Source organism: Rossellomorea sp. y25 (genome assembly GCF_038049935.1).
Lineage (GTDB): Bacteria > Bacillota > Bacilli > Bacillales > Bacillaceae_B > Rossellomorea.
In genome coordinates this window covers 2,874,552-2,893,530 of sequence record NZ_CP145886.1, presented here as the reverse complement: position 1 = coordinate 2,893,530, position 18,979 = coordinate 2,874,552, and the positions used below count along the sequence as shown (strand labels likewise).

Sequence of the window (18,979 nt, the reverse complement as noted above, 5' to 3'; positions counted from 1 at the left end):
ATTATATGCTGATGACTTTTCTGATGGGAGAAATGAAAGCGTTTTATGAACAAACATCTTCGTCATTATGTTGGCTTTAATTCTCATTCTTATAACCCAATTGTTTAACTGAGCATAATAATCCCCCATTCTCTTGGGAAGGAAAAGGTAAATAAGCGTAGGATGTGCTAAAATAAAGGCAGCATAGCTCATTTTAGGAGTGAATAAGTTGGAACTATTATTTTTAGGAACTGGGGCAGGAGTACCCGCTAAACTCCGAAATGTAACCAGTATTGCTTTGAAATTATTAGAAGAACGCGGTGCGGTCTGGCTTTTTGATTGTGGGGAAGCAACGCAGCATCAAATTTTACATACTAGCTTGAAACCAAGAAGAATAGAGAAGATTTTCATCACCCACTTACACGGGGATCATATTTATGGGTTGCCAGGATTATTAGGCAGCCGCTCCTTTCAAGGTGGAGAGTCCCGGCTTACGGTGTATGGACCCAAGGGAATCAAGGAGTATATCCACGTGTCTCTATCAGTCAGCCGGACGCATCTACTATATCCCCTTGAAGTGATCGAGATCGAAGAAGGGACCGTCTTTGAAGATGAAGGATTTTTCGTAGAGGCGAAGGAGCTGGATCATGCCTTGCCTACCTTCGGATACCGTGTGGTTGAAAAAGATAAACCGGGTGTTCTTCAAGTTGATCAATTAAAGGAAAGAGGTATTCAACCTGGACCCGTCTACAGGCAATTGAAATTGGGTGAATCCGTAAAGCTGGAAGACGGCACTGAACTTAATGGAGAGGACTTTCTTGGACATTCGATTCCAGGACGGGTTGTCACGATTCTTGGAGACACCAGGGTTTGTTCGAGTGCTGTCGATTTAGGAAGGTCAGCAGATGTACTCATTCATGAAGCGACCTTCAATCGTGATCAGGAGGAAATGGCCCGTGAGTATTTCCATTCGACGACAAAGCAAGCAGCAGAGACAGCTTCAGATGCAGGGGCTAAATTGCTGTTTTTAACCCATATTTCCTCTCGATATGCAAAAGAGTCATGGGAAGAGTTGGAGAGGGAAGCAAGGGACGTGTTTCCCGATACGTATATAGCCAGGGATTTTATGGAATATGTCATACCTTTAAAGAAGTAGGGGGGGGGAAGGGATGAAGACGATTTATATCGTACGTCACGCGAAAGCGGAAGGGCAGCCGTTTCATGCGCCTTTAACGGAAACAGGGGAAAATCAAGCGAACCAACTGGCTGCTTTTTTAAAAAAACGAACCATTCAAGCGATTTATTCCAGTCCTTTTGTGAGAGCCATTGAAACAATCGCTCCCTTTGCAAGTCAGTCGGGACTAACCATAAAGGAAGATGAACGTTTAGGAGAAAGAATATTAAGTGATCAGGATCTTCCTGATTGGATGGAAAAATTAAAAGACAGTTTTGAGGATTTTTCCCTTGCGTTACCAGGCGGAGAGTCGAATGATCAGGCAACGGAGAGAGCAAGGTCATTTATAGAAGACGTTTTAGAAAAAGAAGAAGATCATGTTGTTTGCGTGAGTCATGGAAACTTAACCACGCTGCTTTTGAGGTTGTTTGATGAGAAATACGGATATGATGAGCTGTTCGCCCTTTCCAATCCTGATGTGTATGTAGTAAAAGTCGAAGAAGACGGGGCAATTGTTCAACGGATCTGGGAGTAAGTTCATAGAGGAAAAGGGGAGTACGAATGAAGGAAATCACATTTGAGCATATCTATAATCCAGGACATGAAATAGGAGAGAATGATCTCTATAAACATATTCATTTTCCAGAAATGTTAACAAGGTATGATAGTAATTTTCTTGAATTCAAAAAACATCCAACGTTGGCTGAATTTAAAGAGGCTGCTCACTTTTTAAGAGAATTTCATCAATCAAAGGGGCAAAAGCATGTGAAATTTTATTTTCCCCAGGATACAAAACTAACAGAGGAATTAATGGATTATTTTACACGTGAAGGATATGAATCAGGATTTAATGAACTATACAGTATAGAAACTGGTCAATTTCCTTCTATAGACGATAATTCTGATATTGAAGTGAAAGCGGTGACCGACAGTGAATTGGATGCGTACCTGGCATTTCAATATAGTCAGGATTTAGAGTATGGTGAAGCCTTTGCAAATCAAAAGGTCGACATGCATAAGAGGAATTTCCAAAATCCCCGTTTGATGCATCTCCTCGCTTTCTATAAGGGGACCCCGGCAGGATCCGTGGATGTGATCATTGAAGATCATACAGCAGAAATCGATGGACTGATGGTTCATGAATCGTTTCAAAAAAAGGGGATAGGTGCAAGGCTTCAACAATTTGTGATGAAGCAATTCCCTGATAAGACCGTGATATTGGTAGCGGATGGGGAAGATACACCGAGATTGATGTATCAAAAACAAAACTACCGTTATTTAGGGTTCAGGTATGAGGTCCAAAAAGTGTATGAATAGAAAAGAGAGTTGCATGCCCGGCGGCATGCAACTCTCTTATTAAGTCTGACAAAACATTTCTTACCAGCCGCGATCATACTGCTTAGGCGCCTCAATCTCAACACCCAACTCTTTGGCTGCCGTTCTTGCCCAGTATGGGTCACGAAGCAATTCACGAGCAAGTAAGACGAGGTCAGCACGCTCGTTTTGCAGAATTTCTTCGGCTTGTATACCTGTTGTAATCAGTCCGACTGCACCTGTATCGATCTTCGCTTCTTTTTTTATGGTCTCGGCAAGTTTCACCTGATAGCCCGGGAACACTGGAATTCGCGCAGGTACAAGAGCACCGGAGCTTACGTCGATTAAATCGACTCCTTGTTCTTTCATCCATTGGGCGAACACAACATAGTCTTCTACGTCCAATCCTTCTTCATGATAATCTTTGGCAGAAACACGAACAAGGAGAGGTCCGTCCCACACTTGTTGAATTCCATCAATGACTTCATGAAGGAAGCGGTAGCGGTTTTCTGCTGATCCGCCGTATTCGTCGGTACGTTTATTGGATAGCGGAGACAGGAATTCGTTGATGAGGTATCCATGTGCCCCATGAATTTCAATCACATCAAATCCCGCTTTCTTCGCTCTTTCTGCACCTTTGATGAATGCCGTTATGGTCTTTTTAATATCATTCGCCGTCATTTCAACGGGCGTTTTCATCTCTTCATTAAATGGAATCGCAGATGGGGCAAGGATGTCTCCTTCAAGGACGGCTTTTCTTCCTGCGTGAGCAAGCTGGATGCCGGTCTTTGCGCCCTGTTCCTTAATCAGGCCCACTAACTCTTTTAATCCTTCGATATGTTCGTCATCCCAAATCCCTAAATCTTGGGGGGAGATTCTTCCTTGGGGCGTGACAGCTGTAGCTTCCTGAATGATGAGCCCGACGCCACCCACTGCACGGCTTGTATAGTGAGTACGATGCCAGTTTTCGACTTTTCCATCTTCGTTATGGGAAGAATACATGCACATAGGTGCCATTACAATTCGATTCTTCAGTTCTACATCTTTAAGCGAATATGGTTGAAATAGCTTTGCGTTCATTTTAATCACCTTCCATGACGTGGTATTTATTTCGGGTTGCTAAATAGTGCTACACATGAATTATAACAACACCTTTTTTGTTCGGAAAGAAATGTGCTTTACTTCCTTTTTCGCTTCAGTTCCTTAAACGAATAAACTGTTCCACGCCATTCGATTCCGCCTCGTTTATAGGTTAATAACGTAGCTCGTCCGATAGAATAGATAAATAACATGGCGGTGAAAGGTAACGCAAGAAAAAGGAGGGGAGACTCCTTCGTCATTTGCTTTATTACCTTTAAATACGTGATGCCAATGAGAAGCAGTATCAACATACTCACGATTCGAATGGCCGGCTCCATTGAAAAAATCGTGAAGAAAGGGAGCACAGTAGAGGAGAAGACCCCAAACATGGCAAACAAAACGAGAAGCATGGAATAATGCAGACCCGCAAATGTGTTTTTTTCCAATCCGTTGAAGGCTTCCTTCAAGGAACGATACCATTCCACTTCTAGAGAATTAAGGGCGATGAGGAAGAACTGCTTTTTATGGTGTTTCTTTAGCTGGACCCCTAGTTGCAGATCATCATCGGGCATATGCTTAATCTCCTCGTGAGTACCGATCTCCTCATAAGCCGATCGTGTGATGAGATTGAAGGCGCCGATGCCCATCCCTACCTTAGAAGAGGGATCATTTGCTTTCCAAGGTCTCTTATAAAAAGAAAAACCGAATAAGAAAAAAGCAACGAAGCTTTTTAACCAGAAGGATTGTGATTTAATATGTGGAGCCAGTGTCAGGTGATCCAGCTTCTGTGTTCGAAGCAGGGACACTGCTTTTGTCAGGATACTCGGATCGTTAAATATGACGTCGGCATCTGTGAAAAGGATGAGTTCTCCTTCTGATACCTGATACCCTTTATATAATGCCTGATTTTTCCCTAGCCATCCCTTTTCAAGTGAGTCGATATGAACTACGCTGATTCGCCTATCCATTTCGGCTAATTCTTCGAGTCTTTCCGTAGTCCCGTCCGTTGAACGATCATTGACGAGTATCCATTGGATCTGTTGATAATCCTGCTGCAGCTGAGATAGAATGCTGTCTGTAATCGTTTCTTCTTCATTTCTAGCTGGAACAATCACGGATAGGAGTGGTCCATTACTTGTTCTATGGGAAAGCTCATCAATGGAAGAGATGGTAGATACACCCCTCCACACAGCCATCCCGATAAAAATCCAGACAATAAGAACAGCGCATAGTAGAAGTAGTAGGAGGATCATTTGTCGACCTTCTTTTTTGCTTTGATTTTATCAATGAATAATGAAAATTGCGAATCATGGTGGGTTATAGCTTAGGACTGCTTCTTTAATTCTTTACCAAGTACCTCAGAACGGTTTTTCGCTGAAGAGACACATTGGAAAAACGCTTCTCTTACCTGATGGTCTTCCAATTTAGTGATCCCTGCCTCAGTCGTTCCACCTGGACTGGTCACGTTTTTCCTTAATTCCCGGGCTTCCAATCCGGATTCTTCCAGCATCGCACTTGCCCCTGCAATCGTTTGGTTAACGAGGCTTTTTGCGAGTTCCTCCTGCAAACCTAACTCTACTGCCGCATTCTTAAGTAATTCCGCGACATAGTAGATATAAGCAGGACCGCTGCCTGATAGGGCCGTTATAAGGTCTAATTGTTCTTCCGCTACTTCCACTGCTGTTCCGACGGATTGAAATAGTGTTGTCGTCCATTCTTTCTGGGAGTCAGAAAGGTTCCGGTTGAACGATACTGCCGTAGCTGATTTTCCCATGGCAGCACTCGTATTGGGCATGGCTCTTGCAATGGCTCCGTTAAAGGTGAGTTTGTCGCTAATATGTTCCATGGTGATCCCTGCTAAAACTGAAATGACCATCGTATTCCTTGAAAGGTGGGTCTTAATAGAATCTGCAGCCTCATGAAAGTCTTTTGGTTTCATGGCCAGAATGACGACGTCGTATGGTGAATCATGTTCTACATGACGCACACCGAATTCGTGCACGATTTCGTTTAATCGCTCTTGGTTGGCCCGATTGGTAACATGCACTTTTTCATTCTTCAGGACCCCTGATTTCAGTGCTCCACTCATTAAAGCGTAAGCCATCGATCCTGCTCCAATAAACAATGTCTTCATTCGTTCATTCCTCCTCCATTTTTGAAAAAAAAAACAGACCCTCTCATCCATAAAGGACGAAAGGGTCTGCTTCCGTGGTACCACCTTGTTTTGTTCATTCCAATGGACGAAATGAACACACTTCACTTCCATGTAACGCTGGAAAAACGTTCTGCTTTAAGACGCTCAAAAGGCAGGTTCACAAATAGAGGGGATGACGGTGCCTTTCAGCCGGTGGGCACCGATCTCTGACATCATCTATTCATTACTAGTCTTTATCATCGCTTTTTCTTTTAGTGTTATGTAAAATGATTTACCGATAGTAGACGTATATTATAGGTGATTATCATAGAAAGATAGCTTATTTGTCAAGTGTTTATTTCAGTCTATTCAATCATTTTAAAAATGACATTTGTTAGGAAAAAATGTACACTATTAAATGAAGAGTCATTCATTTTCTATTAACGTAAGAGTAATGAATTTCTAGACGGGAAGGGCACGTCGGTCCGATCTTCGCTGCCTCCCCTTTTTATTATGAAGAATGTGGTGAAAATATGACAACCTTAGTGAATAATATCGCAAAAATTACGCTGTCCACTCCTTTTGCCGTAGGGGATGTGAATGTTTATTTAGTGAAAGGGGATGCCTTGACCTTAGTGGATGCAGGGCCTCTTACAGAATCGGCCTGGGTACAGCTGACCGAGCAATTGTCCCTTTTGGGGTATACACCTCAAGATATTGATCAAATCGTTTTGACCCATCATCATCCGGATCATGCCGGCTTACTTGATCGGTTCTCTCCCTCTGTTAAAATTTTTGGGCACAAGTATAACAAGTTTTGGCTGCATCGTGATGACTATTTTCATGAAGTGTATGATCGCTTTTTCCTTCAATTGGGGATCGAATCGGGATTACCTCAAGAGTATCTCCAGTCAATTCATAAATTTAAGAGTCCTTTGAAATTTATGGGGAATCGAAAATTAGATAATGAAATAAGAGAAGGGGACGCCATTCCTGGAATGGAAGATTGGACGATCATTGAAACGTTAGGACATGCTCAGAGTCACTTATCCTTTTACCGGGAGAGGGATGGTGTTTTGATAGCCGGAGATCATATACTCGCGACTATTTCCCCTAATCCATTAATTGAACCACCGTTTGAAGGGGAAACCGAGCGTTCAAAGCCATTGCTGCAATACAATGATTCCTTGAAAAAGTTATTGGATATTCCCATTTCCCTTGCCTACACAGGTCATGGGGACAATATTAAGGATGTTCACGGGTTAATTCCGAGGCGATTAGGGAAACAGGATGAAAGAGCACGGGGTGTTCTGGAAATGATCAATGGTAACCGGCTGACCGTATTCGACATATGTAAGACATTATTCCCTTCCGTATATCGAAAAGAACTTGGTCTGACACTATCTGAAACAATCGGACAATTAGACTACCTGGAATCCCTTCACTACATAAAGAAAGAAATGGATGATGGAATCTATCATTATTTTACCTAGAAAGATGTGACGATAAATGAACAGTAGAATAAAAGGAAAAACCATTGTGATTACCGGTGCCTCTGGAGGAATCGGAGAACAAATGGCCATCAAAGTTGTAGAAAACGGCGGAAATCTTGCCTTGATTGCACGCCGTGTCCATTTGCTTGAAGCATTAAAAGAGAGGCTTATAACCGAATACAATTGTAAGGTGGAAGTGTATCCGTTAAATGTAACGGATTACGACGAAATCCCCCGTACATTCCAGGCCATCCTGAAAGACTTTGGCCCGATCCATGCATTGATCAATAACGCAGGGTATGGAATATTCCAGGAAGCACATGAAACATCATTTCAGGATGTGAAGGGAATGATGGACGTGAATGTTCTTGGACTCATGGCATGTACGGGAGAAGTCCTTCCCTATATGCGTGAACAAGGTTCTGGTCATATCATTAACATTGCCTCTCAGGCAGGTAAGTTCGCTTCACCAAAGTCGAGTGCGTACTCTGCCTCTAAGCATGCTGTGTTAGGATATACAAATAGCCTGAGATTGGAAGCCAAAAGATACGGGGTAAAGGTGACAGCGGTTAATCCTGGGCCGATTGCCACAGATTTTTTCTCCATTGCCGATGAATCCGGGACGTATGTGAAGAATGTAGAAAAGTTTATGCTTGATCCTGCATACGTCGCTCAAAAAGTCGTGGAAGCCCTTTTTACCAATAGGAGGGAAATCAATTTGCCACGATGGATGAATATGGGGAGCGTCATTTATCAACTATTCCCATCTTTTGTCGAAAAAGTAGGAAATAACCTTTTCTTCAAAAAATAGTGAAACCAAACCATACTCTCATTCGTCTAATCTAATAAGGGGGGAGTCTATGAAGAAGTGTTTGCCTGTTCTGATCATTTGTTTCTGTTTTCTATTTACCGGTTGTGGTCCTTCAACATCTGTAAGTACATCTCAAGCCAGCGCAAATTTCATAGGCTTTGTCACCCAGCTTGAAAGCGATCAAGTGCTTATTAATGATGTTTGGTTTTCTTTCAATGACCAAACCCTCATGAAGACAGACAAAGATAAAAAACTACATAAAGATGACATAGAGATAGGCAAAAAAGTGAGTGTGACGTTTGATGGTGAGCTCCAGGAGTCCTACCCCCGAAGAGCTTCTGCAGATCAATTGGTTTTTCTGACGGATCAACAAAGTAAAACCGAGGGTAGTGCGGTCAGATTAGTCATGAAAGATCCCCGGTTTTCACAGGTGGTCATCCAATCCGTTGAAAAAAATCCCACCGGCTTATATTCATTACGATTCAAAGATCTTTCCATCGACAGAGATGTCCATGTCATTGTGAATGTGGACAATAACCGGGTGATTGTGCCCATACATACATCTACAAAATGACAAAGAAGAAAGCATTGGTTTATAGACCAATGCTTTCTTCTTTGTGATCAAATGTTTTTATTTTCCCCAGCTGATCCAGGATCGCTATCGTTACGAGAGACGGATTCTCCATGTAAATGCGCTAACCTTTCGTATGTTCAAATTGTTAAAACGTCTTGTCAATCATCTTCATGATCCATTCTTCATATTTTCACCTCACCTTGAGGTTATACCGGACAAAATAAGGGTATGCATCATGGAGCGGGAAATATTTATGATTTTCTAGCCTAAACGGCTAGAATTTTTGTTTCGGAGGAAAACTATGACTATTGTTGGAAAAAGGATGTGGATGTATGATAGGGATTCTTTTGGCCCTGATCCCCGCAGTAGCATGGGGAAGTCTTGTGTTTGTAAGTGTAAAACTTGGAGGGAATGCTTATAGCCAAACGGTTGGAATTACCATTGGTTCCTTGCTGTTTGCCATAGGCATTTTCTTCATCAAATCACCGGAATTGACGTTATTTGTGTGGGGGATCGGCTTCATTTCAGGCGTCTTCTGGGCAGTCGGTCAAGTCAATCAGTTAGCGAGTGTAAAGTTCATCGGAGTTGCGAAAACCGTTCCGATTTCAACGGGAATGCAGCTGATTGGAACGACTCTTTTCGGCGTTCTAGTGTTTAAAGAATGGAAAACAACAGAGACGATCCTCCTCGGAAGCGGGGCCGTTTTAGCTCTTATTATTGGTGTTGTATTAACCTCATTCACTCAAAAATCCGAGGGTGATGATCAATCTCAGCTTAAAAAGGGTTTACTAACTTTATTGCTATCCAGCTGTGGATACATAGCCTATGTCGTCATTTTAAGATGGTTTGATATTGACGGCTGGGAAGCCATTTTACCACAGGCGATTGGAATGTTTATTGGGGCGGTTGTCATTACTTTCAGGCATAGGCCCTTTACAAAATATACTATACGCAATATTTTAACCGGTCTTATGTGGGCAACGGGGAATCTGGGATTGCTTCTGGCTCTTCCACGGATCGGAGTGGCTACAAGCTTTTCCCTATCTCAAACGGGAATCGTGATTTCTACTCTTGGAGGTTTGTTTTTCTTAGGTGAAAAGAAATCCAAAAAGCAAATCCTTCTCGTCATTGCAGGGTGTGTTCTTATCATTATCGGCGGTGTTCTATTAGGCTTTACGAAAGATTAAGGAGGAATGGATATGTATTCAGATCTGACAGGTAAGGTTGTCATTATAACCGGAGCTGCTACAGGTATAGGAAAGGCGATTGCTAAACGATTTGCCAGTGAAGGCTGCAAAGTGGTCATTAATTATTTCAAAGAAGATGAAAATCCGGAAGAACTAGTGAGGGAAATCGAAGAAGCAGGGGGAACAGCCTCCATTATTCAAGGTGATGTGTCAAAAGAAGCAGACGTTCAGGGCTTTGTCCATTTTGCGCACGACACGTATGGCCGTCTTGATATCTACGTGAATAATGCGGGAATCGAAAATGAAGTTCCGTCTGAAAACCTGCCTATTGAAGATTGGCAAAGGGTCATCAACACGAACTTAACAGGTACATTTCTCGGATGCCGTGAAGCTGCGAAATACATGCTCGATCATAACATCAAAGGATCGATCATCAATGTTTCTTCTGTTCATGAAATCATTCCGTGGCCTCACTTTGCGCACTATGCAGCCAGTAAGGGTGGAGTGAAATTATTAATGGAAAGTCTTGCGTTAGAATTCGCACCCGATGGAATCCGGGTAAACAATATTGCTCCCGGGGCCATTGACACTCCCATCAATGCCGAGAAATTTTCTGATCCTGAAAAGAAAAAAGGAGTGGAGAAACTCATTCCAATGGGCTATATCGGGGAACCCGAACAGGTGGCTTCCTGCGCAGCTTTTCTAGCCTCGGATCAGGCAAGCTACGTCACCGGAACGACACTCATCGCCGATGGGGGCATGACGAAATATCCAGGATTCCAAGCCGGGAGAGGTTGATGGGAAAATGGCCAAAATCACACGTTGATTTTGGCTTTTCTTATTTTTGGCAGAGTAAGTATTCTTAATCGACTATGGTGATAATCGGTGGTTTCTCTAAGTATTTCATGAAGTTCGGAACATCGTCTCCAACCGCTTTCCATTCTTCAGAATTAAACGCTTCTTTCATATCTGCTTTGTTTTCAAATTCGATCTCCGTTATTAAGTAGAGTGACAAATCCGTATTTTGATTGGATAACACCCGCTGTACATTCGCATTTTTTACATGAGGAACCTTTCCAGCTATCGGCATATGGGTGTTGAAGTAATATTCCTCGAACCCTTCCTGATCCTTTGGCTTTTCATACATCACAATCACTTTCGCCATGTTACTCCTCCTCGCCCTGACAATTTGTGTTCATTAGAATTTTAGCAATTATAGGAAAATGCGACTATGAATTTCATAACAAAAATATCGACAGAATTTGACTTTGGTGTGACCCTGATTGCTTGTCGCCCCAGGGCGAGCCCCTTCCGCTTTTCTTGATCCAGCTGCAGGGCTTAGAGGCTCGAGGTCATAAGTCAAACATACCAAAAAGGCAAAAAGCGCCTTTCCGGTATGTTCGCCTTATGCTTGTCGCCTCTAGGCAAAGCCCTTCCGCTTTTCTTGATCCAGCTGCAGGGCTTAGAGGCTCGAGGTCATAAGTCAAACATACCAAAAAGGCAAAGAGCGCCTTTCCGGTATGTTCGCCTTATGCTTGTCGGTCCTGCTCAAGCCGCCTCCGCTTTTCTTGTTATTCTCTCCATTTCCATTTATTTAAGTTGAAAGGGAACGTATATTCGGTTAGAATCATAGATATACTATATGAGAACGTTTGTTCTATTTTAGGTAAAATGGAGGACGAGGATATGACTGTCGATTACAGTGTGCTGCCACACCACAAGATTCTGTGCATCGATATGAAGAGCTTTTATGCTAGCTGTTCGGCTGTCATGCTGGGTCTTGATCCCCTTGAATGCCATTTGGCTGTAGTAGGGGATAGGGACCGCCAAGGAAGTATTGTGTTAGCGGCATCACCCAGGTTGAAGAAGGACTTTGGGATCAAAACGGGCTCGCGGATGTTTGAAATCCCAAAGGATCCGCGCATCCGGCTTGTAGAGCCGAAAATGGCGACGTATGTCAGGATATCGACTGAATTGACCCGGTTATTCCACCGCTACGTACCGAAAGATGCCATTCATACGTATAGCGTGGACGAAAGCTTTATCAAGATTGATGGAGCGACGAATCTCTGGGGAGATGCCACGACTGTTGCACGTAAAATCAGAGATGATATGGAAAGGGAGTTTCAGCTGCCGTGCGCCATAGGAATCGGTCCCAATATGCTGTTGTCTAAGTTGTGCCTGGATCTTGAAGCAAAAAAAGAGGGTATTGCCGAATGGACCTATGAAGACGTTCCGGAAAAGCTGTGGCCGCTATCGCCTTTACGTGAAATGTGGGGGATTGGCGGGCGCCTCGAAAAGACGCTCAATCGCATGGGGATTTTCTCTATTGGCCAATTGGCGCAGTATGACCTGGAGAAGCTGGAGGCCAAGTTCGGCGTTATGGGAAATCAACTCTATTACCACGCATGGGGAGTTGATTTATCTGAAATAGGAGCTCCGATCATGGATGGTCAAATCAGCTTTGGCAAGGGGCAGATCCTGCTTCGCGATTATAAGGAGAAAGAGGAAATCAAACGTGTCATTTTAGAAATGTGTGAAGAAGTCGCCAGACGCGCCCGCACCCATCGCAAGTCGGGGAGAACAATAAGCTTTGGCGTCGGTTACAGTCACGAAGAATTTGGTGGAGGGTTTCACCGGTCGCGGACCATCGAGGAGCCGACCAATATCACCATGGATTTATATCGTGTATGCCTGGAGTTATTCGAAGAGAATTACAACGGGAAAACTGTACGGAAAATCAACATCGCTCTTTCAAATATTGTAGATGATGGAGCCTTGCAGATTTCTTTGTTCGAGCCGAATCGATGGGAGAAGCGGGAGCTAGGGTATGTAGTGGACCGCATCCGAAATAAATATGGATCGGCAGCCCTTCTCCGGGCCGTATCCTATACAGAAGCAGGAACAGCAAGGCATCGTGCCCGCCTGGTGGGTGGACATAAATCGTAATAAATATAGGAGGTGAGAGAGTTGATCCGCGATCGAGGAAGAATCAAATGGACATCTATGATGCTGCCGGAGCATGTGAAGCTCCTAAGGGATTGGGCAAAGGAAGATACGCACGAGAAGAGGATCGAACTTGACGAGCAGGAACTGGTCAGGATGAATGAAGTCGTGTCAGAGGCGATGGAGTTTGGCAAATTGGTGTCGATTACTCACTATGTAAAGCACCGTCATCAATTATCGATTGGAACCGTTCACCACGTCGACTCACTGGAAGGGAAGCTGCACGTCGTAGACAGGTTCGAAGACGTACACTATATTCCACTTGCAAGCGTTGTGGACATTCGCTTTTTCGATTGACAGCCCCATGAAAAGAGAGACTTCACAAGGGTGAAGTCTCTCTTTTCATTCCATTTACTCTTCGTCCAATACTTTTTCTGCCCGCACACATGATTCGAATTTTCCTTTATGAGATGCGTCACAAAACGGCATGTTTGTAGATAAGCCACAACGGCAAAGGGTAAACACTTGTTTCGTTGGAAATACATTTCCGTCAGCGTCAATTAGCTCCACGTCACCGCTTACACGAAAAGAACCATTATCATTCACTTTAATTTGAGCTTTTGCCATGAAAAACCACCCTTTCTAGAAAATACAAAAGAATCCCCCTTATCGATAGTAAATTGAAAACAGGAAAAATGCAATATTCTAAAGGAAACAAATGAAATGTGATAGGATAAGGGATAGAGGAGGTCGTCGAATGAAAATCGAACTAACGAACGAAGCAACCCAAAAGATTCAAGATAGAATAGGGACCCAAAATGGTCACCTGAAATTGAAATACGATACAGAAGGCTGCGGCTGTGTTGTAAGCGGTATTCCTACCTTATGGTTTGTCCATCACCCTGTTGAAGGTGAAGATATAAAGATAGAAACGAACAGCTATCCGATCCTCGTAGAAAGATCAAAGATGGTTTTCCTCGATGAAAAACTGAAAATTGATTTTTCTTCACAAAGTAACACATTTCAATTAAAAAGCCCTGGGCAGATCATTAATGGGAGAATGAACTTTCTATTGTTTCCAGGGGAATAAATAGAAACGAAGCTGACTCTTAGGAGAATTTAAGGGTCAGCTCATTCTCCTTCATCAACTCCTCAAACATTCGGGCCAATGAAAGCCCAGTCGTCCACCCACCCATCGCATCCTCTACAGACCAGCACGCAGATAGGACCGAGTGACAAAACCCGTATTGAATCAACCGTTCATAAGAGAGGGAAAGAAGGGAAGCGATTGTCCGGGTCCTGTATTGAAGCAGTTCTAATGGCACATCCCATTTCTTCCATTCATTCAACATGAACTGAATGCAGTCATATTCTCTCTCGCCGATAAGCCCTTTAGGATCGATGGCCGTCCAGCCGGAAGATTCCGAGTAGAGAATATTTCCATGATGCAGATCACCGTGTAGAAGAAAGAGATCTGTGGAAGTACTGAGCAACTCAGGAAAGAGGTTTTCAGCTTTTAAGACGAGCTCTTCAGGTAAGGGTCCACTTCCTCCGTTGAATTTTTCACGCAGCCGCCCAATTCCATTTGACCAGGATTGAACGGTAGGGTATGCGTGAAGGATCGCGGGCTTATGCCATAAACGATGAGCAACACGGGACAATACATGCAGGACCTCTTTTTCATCCTCAACGGAGTGAAGGGAAGTGCCCGGTGTGAGGCGATCTAACAGGATCCACCCCTCTTCCTTATGAAAATCTATGACCTCCACCATGCCCTTCCCTTGGAAATCCTGAAGCGCATGAAACTCATTGGAAAAATCGTTGTTCGGATACCCGACCTTTAGAACGGCATCCCGTTCACGCCCGATCTGGACCGGCACCACAAAGTTATAGCTTAATGAAAAAGGCTCACTGAAGGTTAAATGGAACCGATTTTTTAAAGACTTCAGTAGATCTTCCACGTTCGAAATCCACACTGCACCTGAATCGCCATACATGGTTTGCATTTTTGATCTGAAATCAGTTGGAATCAAGAGACATCATCCCTTTCATTTAATACAAATTGGTGAAGAAACCGTTGAATCACTTGTTCATATTCCTCAGGGTTGTCATTATACGATTGAGCATGAGTGCCCCGAAAATCGAGAAACAGTTCTTTAGGTCCCTGTTTTTTTTCAAATAAATCCTTTGTCATTTGAGGAAGGATAAAGTCATCATTTGTGCTGTGGAGAAACAACACGGGTTTTCTGATGTTTTGAACAACCGATATCGGTGATAGATCCTTTAATGTGTAACCTTGTCGCAGCTTTAGGGTGCCGCCAACGAGGGGTAGGAGAAATTTTGCAGGCATCTTCACTTCTACGCTCATACGATAGGCAAGCTGTTCACCAAAGTCGGAAAAAGGGCAATCGGCAATATAAAAATCTGCCCGATCTTCCACACTGCCTGCATATAAAAGCAGAGTAGCTGCACCCATGGACTCCCCGTGGATTCCGAAGAAAACGTCCTCGCCTTCCCGTCGGATCAACTCATCTACAACAGCCTTTAAATCATATTTTTCAAAATATCCGTAACTTGTCGTCTTCCCGCCGGACTCCCCATGCCGGCGATGGTCATAAATCACAGCATTGAATCCTTGTTTGATGAAAAGGTTCATATACTTGATCGAATTCCACTTGTTTTCTGTAACCCCATGGGAAAAGATCATGAATTTTTTATGGGGGTGAGGCTTCACAAAAATCGCTTTAATGTCATATCCGTATTGTGAAGGGATCAGCACCTCTTCTTTAGGAAGTGAGGCATAATCCTCTTCTATCAGCCTGGTCGATCCTGTTTCACGAGACCGGATAAAGTCATCTCCCTTTTTCGGTAAGTACATAAAACGATTCGTAATGTAAATCCCAAGCAGCCCTATGGACGAAAGGGTACCGCCAAGGATGGCAAGTTTCTTTCTCATCTTCATCACCTCAAGCAAAATCATTCATACTCATATTGTAGCAAAAGGAGGAAAAAAGAGGAATTTTTGAACAGGGGAATACAAAGAAAAAGTGTCCCTTAAGAAGAGACACTTTCATGAATGGCTACTTACGATTTAGCATTTTGACCTTTAGTAGGATGAATGGCTTTTTCAAGTTCTTCCTTAGCCATCGGGTTAGAAACCGTATCTGAGTTAGGTTTGCCCTTTTGGCTGAAGCCTTTATCGCGTTTTTGACTCATGAACTCATCTCCTTCAAGTATTATCTACTTTAGAATGCTCGAAGGAGAAAGGTGGTATTCATGATTGATTCAATTCATGCAGACGGTAGTAACCGCTTTCAATGGGGCGGCTGACATGGGGCTTCACCAGCTGGATGGCAAGAGCCAGCTTCCCTAAATCAATTCCTGTGGAGATTCCCATTTCTTCTAACATATACACAACATCCTCAGTCGCTACATTCCCAGTTGCACCAGGAGCAAAAGGACAGCCCCCAAGTCCGCCGGCGGAAGTGTCAAAGCGGTCAACTCCCGCTTGTAATGCGGCAAAGATATTAGCCAGGGCCATCTTCCGTGTATCATGAAAATGTGCAGTAAGTAACGTATGAGGCAATTCCTGCTTCAGCAAAGCAAACAGTTCATGGGCTTCTAAAGGGTTAGCCCGACCAATCGTATCAGCGACGCTTAATTCGTCCACCCCTAAAGAAACAAATTTCTTACATAGAGAGAGGGTGTCCTCCGGTAAGATTTTTCCTTCATATGGACAGTAGAAAGCGGTAGAGATACAGGCTCTTACGAAGTAGCCCCGCTCTTTTAGCTCTGATATAAGAGGAGCCAGTCCTACAAGGGCTTCATTCGTTGTCTTGTTAATGTTTTTCTGATTAAAGGTGTTACTCACGCCTACGAATACTGCCACGGATCGGCAGCCTGTTTCATAGACTCGTTCAATCCCTCTTTGATTAGGAGCAAGGACAAAATCCCTGGAATCGATTGTCATGCAGGAGTCGACGATTTCACTGGCATCCTGCATTTGCGGAACCCATTTTGGAGAAACGAACGAAGTCAGCTCCATTTCCTTGATTCCTGATTGCTTCAGTCGGAAAATAAAATCCTTCTTTACATCAGTCGGAACAAAGTTCTTCTCATTTTGCAACCCATCTCTAGGGCCAACTTCAATAATCGTTGCATTTTTAGGTAAATTCATAATTTCCCTCCCTCTTTCATTTTAAGAAAATTTCGACAGATAAATCAATATAAAAATTTTTTGACGAATTTAGAGGGATTTAACCGCTTACATAGAATGAGTTAAAGTGGAACTGTTTTTAAAGGTAAGTAACATGCAGACTAATCAGTCAGAAGAGAAAGGGAGGAAGAAAGATGTCGAATGAAGTCGTCATTGTGAGTGCTGTCCGAACAGCCATCGGAAGCTTTAACGGATCTTTAAAAGGTATTTCAGCTCCGGAACTTGGAGCTATTGTGATTAAAGATGCCTTAGAGAAGGCTGGACTGAATGCAAGTGATGTAGATGAAGTGATCATGGGGAATGTATTGCAGGCAGGGTTAGGTCAAAATCCGGCTCGCCAAGCATCCATTAAAGCGGGACTGCCTGAGCAAGTACCTGCTATGACCATTAACAAAGTGTGTGGATCAGGATTAAAAACGGTTCACCTGGCAACCCAGGCAATCCTTGCAGGAGATGCGGATATTATTGTTGCAGGTGGAATGGAAAATATGAGTCAAGCTCCATATTTACTAAAAGGAGCAAGAGAAGGATACAAAATGGGAGACCAGAAAGTAGTCGACAGCATGATTTCCGACGGCTTATGGTGTGCCTTTAATGATTATCATATGGGTGTAACGGCAGAGAATCTTTGTGACCGCTACTCCCTTACACGTGAAGAACAGGACGAATTTGCGGCCTGGAGCCAGCAAAAGGCAGCTTCTGCGATTGAATCCGGCCGTTTTGAAGATGAAATCGTCCCCGTTTCTATCCCGCAGCGAAAAGGAGACCCTATTGTATTCAAACAGGATGAATTCCCCCGTAAAGGGTCGACTGCCGAGAAGTTATCCGGTCTACGGTCAGCCTTCAAAAAAGATGGCAGCGTGACAGCAGGTAATGCATCAGGTATCAATGATGGAGCCGCTGCAGTGGTCGTCATGTCGAAGAAGAAAGCCGACGAAATGGGCATTACCCCTCTAGTGACGATTAAAGGGAATGCCAATGCAGGTGTAGATCCGAGCGTCATGGGAATCGGACCTGTTGCAGCAGTGAAAAAAGTGTTGGAAAAAACAAAGCTGACAATTGAAGATATGGACTTGATTGAAGCAAATGAAGCATTTGCTGCCCAATCATTAGCAGTAGATAAAGAACTTCAATTTAAGAAGGATGCCCTGAATGTGAATGGGGGAGCCATTGCATTGGGTCACCCGATTGGAGCAAGTGGAACGCGTATCCTAGTTACACTGATTCATGAGATGAAGAAGAGAGACGTTCAGAACGGTTTGGCTACACTTTGCATCGGTGGTGGACAGGGCGTTGCGACTGTCGTTGAGCTCCACAAATAAATAAAGACCGCGAAAACTAGATTCGAGGAGGGAATACAATGAAAGAGGTATACACTTCATATGACGAAGCGGTGGCAGACATCCATGATGGAGCCACTTTAATGGTTGGAGGATTCGGTTTATGCGGAATCCCTGAAAAACTCATTCTGGCCCTTGTAGAAAAAGGTGTTAAAAATCTTACCGTCATTTCAAATAACTGCGGTGTAGATGACTGGGGTCTCGGCTTACTGCTCAAAAATAAGCAGATTGATAAAATGATTGGTTCTTATGTAGGGGAAAACAAAGAATTTGAAAGGCAGGTTCTATCTGGTGAGCTGGAGGTTGAATTGGTTCCTCAAGGTACGCTTGCTGAGAAGATCCGTGCCGGGGGAGCAGGAATTCCTGCATTCTACACGCCGGCAGGAGTCGGAACACCGGTAGCCGAAGGGAAAGAAACACGCACGTTTAATGGAAAAGAATATTTGCTGGAAGAAGCTTATACTGCAGACTTTTCCCTGGTTCGTGCGTGGAAGGCCGACAAGATGGGAAATCTGATCTACAACAAAACGGCGCAAAACTTTAACCCGATGATTGCGGCTGCTGGGAAAGTGACGATTGCTGAAGTAGAAGAGCTTGTTGAAATTGGGGAAATCAACCCGAATGAAGTGCATACACCAAGCATATACGTGCAGCGACTGATTCAAGCAGAGCAGGAAAAACGCATTGAAAGAAGAACAGTGAAACAATCATAGAAGGGAGAGTGGAACGGG

22 protein-coding genes are annotated in these 18,979 nt (G+C 43.6%); 13 read left to right on the top strand and 9 right to left on the bottom strand.

The window, feature by feature from the left end; genetic code table 11:
- Positions 1-208 precede the first annotated feature (208 nt).
- The 3 genes from rnz to AAEM60_RS14655 are packed head-to-tail and all read left to right on the top strand — an operon-like array spanning position 209 to position 2,470.
- A complete protein-coding gene (gene rnz, locus AAEM60_RS14665; protein WP_341356570.1) occupies positions 209-1,135 on the top strand; it encodes a ribonuclease Z in 927 nt (308 codons plus the stop codon).
- A 13-nt stretch (positions 1,136-1,148) separates the two neighbouring features.
- The gene (locus AAEM60_RS14660) at positions 1,149-1,688 is read left to right on the top strand and encodes a histidine phosphatase family protein (RefSeq protein WP_341356569.1); all 540 of its coding nucleotides are present in this window, start codon (positions 1,149-1,151) and stop codon (positions 1,686-1,688) included.
- Positions 1,689-1,714: 26 nt separating this feature from the next.
- Entirely contained in the window at positions 1,715-2,470 is a 756-nt protein-coding gene (locus AAEM60_RS14655) for a GNAT family N-acetyltransferase (protein ID WP_341356568.1), read from the top strand.
- A gap of 60 nt (positions 2,471-2,530) precedes the next feature.
- Here the strand turns inward: AAEM60_RS14655 and namA are convergent, their stop codons facing one another.
- From namA to proC, 3 genes are all read right to left on the bottom strand, one after another.
- On the bottom strand, positions 2,531-3,547 hold the full coding sequence (gene namA, locus AAEM60_RS14650) for an NADPH dehydrogenase NamA (RefSeq protein ID WP_299738197.1): 1,017 nt from the start codon (positions 3,545-3,547) through the stop codon (positions 2,531-2,533).
- A gap of 98 nt (positions 3,548-3,645) precedes the next feature.
- Entirely contained in the window at positions 3,646-4,800 is a 1,155-nt protein-coding gene (locus AAEM60_RS14645; protein ID WP_299738195.1) for a glycosyltransferase, read from the bottom strand.
- A 71-nt stretch (positions 4,801-4,871) separates the two neighbouring features.
- Positions 4,872-5,681, bottom strand: coding sequence for a pyrroline-5-carboxylate reductase (gene proC, locus AAEM60_RS14640; protein ID WP_299738193.1), 810 nt, complete (start codon positions 5,679-5,681; stop codon positions 4,872-4,874).
- Between the two features lie 533 nt (positions 5,682-6,214).
- Between proC and AAEM60_RS14635 the strand changes: the two genes are divergently transcribed.
- The 5 genes from AAEM60_RS14635 (at position 6,215) to AAEM60_RS14615 (ending at position 10,544) form a co-directional block, all read left to right on the top strand.
- Positions 6,215-7,174, top strand: a complete 960-nt coding sequence (locus AAEM60_RS14635; RefSeq protein ID WP_299738191.1) for an MBL fold metallo-hydrolase — start codon at positions 6,215-6,217, stop codon at positions 7,172-7,174.
- Between the two features lie 16 nt (positions 7,175-7,190).
- Positions 7,191-7,985, top strand: coding sequence for an SDR family oxidoreductase (locus AAEM60_RS14630; protein ID WP_341356567.1), 795 nt, complete (start codon positions 7,191-7,193; stop codon positions 7,983-7,985).
- A gap of 49 nt (positions 7,986-8,034) precedes the next feature.
- Positions 8,035-8,559 (top strand): DUF3221 domain-containing protein, encoded by a 525-nt coding sequence (locus tag AAEM60_RS14625; RefSeq protein ID WP_341356566.1) that lies wholly within the window; start codon positions 8,035-8,037, stop codon positions 8,557-8,559.
- Between the two features lie 335 nt (positions 8,560-8,894).
- Positions 8,895-9,746 (top strand): GRP family sugar transporter, encoded by an 852-nt coding sequence (locus AAEM60_RS14620; protein WP_299739592.1) that lies wholly within the window; start codon positions 8,895-8,897, stop codon positions 9,744-9,746.
- Between the two features lie 12 nt (positions 9,747-9,758).
- The gene (locus AAEM60_RS14615; RefSeq protein ID WP_299738186.1) at positions 9,759-10,544 is read left to right on the top strand and encodes a glucose-1-dehydrogenase; all 786 of its coding nucleotides are present in this window, start codon (positions 9,759-9,761) and stop codon (positions 10,542-10,544) included.
- Positions 10,545-10,608: 64 nt separating this feature from the next.
- Here the strand turns inward: AAEM60_RS14615 and AAEM60_RS14610 are convergent, their stop codons facing one another.
- The gene (locus AAEM60_RS14610; RefSeq protein ID WP_341356565.1) at positions 10,609-10,911 is read right to left on the bottom strand and encodes an EthD family reductase; all 303 of its coding nucleotides are present in this window, start codon (positions 10,909-10,911) and stop codon (positions 10,609-10,611) included.
- Between the two features lie 521 nt (positions 10,912-11,432).
- Between AAEM60_RS14610 and AAEM60_RS14605 the strand changes: the two genes are divergently transcribed.
- Together AAEM60_RS14605 and AAEM60_RS14600 are read left to right on the top strand one after the other, a co-directional pair.
- A complete protein-coding gene (locus AAEM60_RS14605; RefSeq protein ID WP_299738182.1) occupies positions 11,433-12,695 on the top strand; it encodes a UV damage repair protein UvrX in 1,263 nt (420 codons plus the stop codon).
- 21 nt (positions 12,696-12,716) lie between these two features.
- On the top strand, positions 12,717-13,049 hold the full coding sequence (locus tag AAEM60_RS14600; RefSeq protein WP_299738181.1) for a YolD-like family protein: 333 nt from the start codon (positions 12,717-12,719) through the stop codon (positions 13,047-13,049).
- A gap of 54 nt (positions 13,050-13,103) precedes the next feature.
- Here the strand turns inward: AAEM60_RS14600 and AAEM60_RS14595 are convergent, their stop codons facing one another.
- Positions 13,104-13,319, bottom strand: a complete 216-nt coding sequence (locus AAEM60_RS14595; RefSeq protein ID WP_113967576.1) for a CDGSH iron-sulfur domain-containing protein — start codon at positions 13,317-13,319, stop codon at positions 13,104-13,106.
- Between the two features lie 130 nt (positions 13,320-13,449).
- On the opposite strand from AAEM60_RS14595, the gene AAEM60_RS14590 reads away from it, so the two are divergent.
- Entirely contained in the window at positions 13,450-13,782 is a 333-nt protein-coding gene (locus AAEM60_RS14590; RefSeq protein WP_299738174.1) for an iron-sulfur cluster biosynthesis family protein, read from the top strand.
- A 19-nt stretch (positions 13,783-13,801) separates the two neighbouring features.
- On the opposite strand, the gene AAEM60_RS14585 is transcribed toward AAEM60_RS14590, so the two are convergent.
- From AAEM60_RS14585 to AAEM60_RS14570, 4 genes are all read right to left on the bottom strand, one after another.
- Positions 13,802-14,725, bottom strand: a complete 924-nt coding sequence (locus AAEM60_RS14585) for an aminoglycoside phosphotransferase family protein (protein ID WP_299738171.1) — start codon at positions 14,723-14,725, stop codon at positions 13,802-13,804.
- Positions 14,722-15,648, bottom strand: coding sequence for an alpha/beta fold hydrolase (locus AAEM60_RS14580; protein ID WP_299738169.1), 927 nt, complete (start codon positions 15,646-15,648; stop codon positions 14,722-14,724). Before AAEM60_RS14580 ends, AAEM60_RS14585 begins: the two co-directional genes overlap by 4 nt.
- 128 nt (positions 15,649-15,776) lie before the next feature.
- A complete protein-coding gene (locus tag AAEM60_RS14575; protein WP_258549516.1) occupies positions 15,777-15,908 on the bottom strand; it encodes a hypothetical protein in 132 nt (43 codons plus the stop codon).
- Between the two features lie 58 nt (positions 15,909-15,966).
- The gene (locus AAEM60_RS14570) at positions 15,967-16,869 is read right to left on the bottom strand and encodes a hydroxymethylglutaryl-CoA lyase (protein ID WP_299738164.1); all 903 of its coding nucleotides are present in this window, start codon (positions 16,867-16,869) and stop codon (positions 15,967-15,969) included.
- A gap of 173 nt (positions 16,870-17,042) precedes the next feature.
- On the opposite strand from AAEM60_RS14570, the gene AAEM60_RS14565 reads away from it, so the two are divergent.
- Both AAEM60_RS14565 and AAEM60_RS14560 read left to right on the top strand, forming a co-directional pair.
- Complete coding sequence (locus AAEM60_RS14565) at positions 17,043-18,230, top strand: acetyl-CoA C-acetyltransferase (protein WP_299738162.1); 1,188 nt, start codon at positions 17,043-17,045, stop codon at positions 18,228-18,230.
- Between the two features lie 38 nt (positions 18,231-18,268).
- Positions 18,269-18,961, top strand: coding sequence for a CoA transferase subunit A (locus tag AAEM60_RS14560; RefSeq protein WP_299738160.1), 693 nt, complete (start codon positions 18,269-18,271; stop codon positions 18,959-18,961).
- The last annotated feature ends 18 nt before the right edge of the window (positions 18,962-18,979 follow it).

Coding starts and splice junctions, on each gene's coding strand:
- AAEM60_RS14655 (WP_341356568.1), top strand. CDS start 1,715: ATGAAGGAAATCACATTTGAGCATATCTATAATCCAGGACATGAAATA.
- AAEM60_RS14575 (WP_258549516.1), bottom strand. CDS start 15,908: ATGAGTCAAAAACGCGATAAAGGCTTCAGCCAAAAGGGCAAACCTAAC.
- AAEM60_RS14660 (WP_341356569.1), top strand. CDS start 1,149: ATGAAGACGATTTATATCGTACGTCACGCGAAAGCGGAAGGGCAGCCG.
- AAEM60_RS14605 (WP_299738182.1), top strand. CDS start 11,433: ATGACTGTCGATTACAGTGTGCTGCCACACCACAAGATTCTGTGCATC.
- AAEM60_RS14580 (WP_299738169.1), bottom strand. CDS start 15,648: ATGAGAAAGAAACTTGCCATCCTTGGCGGTACCCTTTCGTCCATAGGG.
- AAEM60_RS14560 (WP_299738160.1), top strand. CDS start 18,269: ATGAAAGAGGTATACACTTCATATGACGAAGCGGTGGCAGACATCCAT.
- AAEM60_RS14645 (WP_299738195.1), bottom strand. CDS start 4,800: ATGATCCTCCTACTACTTCTACTATGCGCTGTTCTTATTGTCTGGATT.
- AAEM60_RS14610 (WP_341356565.1), bottom strand. CDS start 10,911: ATGGCGAAAGTGATTGTGATGTATGAAAAGCCAAAGGATCAGGAAGGG.
- AAEM60_RS14590 (WP_299738174.1), top strand. CDS start 13,450: ATGAAAATCGAACTAACGAACGAAGCAACCCAAAAGATTCAAGATAGA.
- AAEM60_RS14565 (WP_299738162.1), top strand. CDS start 17,043: ATGTCGAATGAAGTCGTCATTGTGAGTGCTGTCCGAACAGCCATCGGA.
- proC (WP_299738193.1), bottom strand. CDS start 5,681: ATGAAGACATTGTTTATTGGAGCAGGATCGATGGCTTACGCTTTAATG.
- AAEM60_RS14570 (WP_299738164.1), bottom strand. CDS start 16,869: ATGAATTTACCTAAAAATGCAACGATTATTGAAGTTGGCCCTAGAGAT.
- AAEM60_RS14630 (WP_341356567.1), top strand. CDS start 7,191: ATGAACAGTAGAATAAAAGGAAAAACCATTGTGATTACCGGTGCCTCT.
- namA (WP_299738197.1), bottom strand. CDS start 3,547: ATGAACGCAAAGCTATTTCAACCATATTCGCTTAAAGATGTAGAACTG.
- AAEM60_RS14625 (WP_341356566.1), top strand. CDS start 8,035: ATGAAGAAGTGTTTGCCTGTTCTGATCATTTGTTTCTGTTTTCTATTT.
- AAEM60_RS14635 (WP_299738191.1), top strand. CDS start 6,215: ATGACAACCTTAGTGAATAATATCGCAAAAATTACGCTGTCCACTCCT.
- AAEM60_RS14615 (WP_299738186.1), top strand. CDS start 9,759: ATGTATTCAGATCTGACAGGTAAGGTTGTCATTATAACCGGAGCTGCT.
- AAEM60_RS14595 (WP_113967576.1), bottom strand. CDS start 13,319: ATGGCAAAAGCTCAAATTAAAGTGAATGATAATGGTTCTTTTCGTGTA.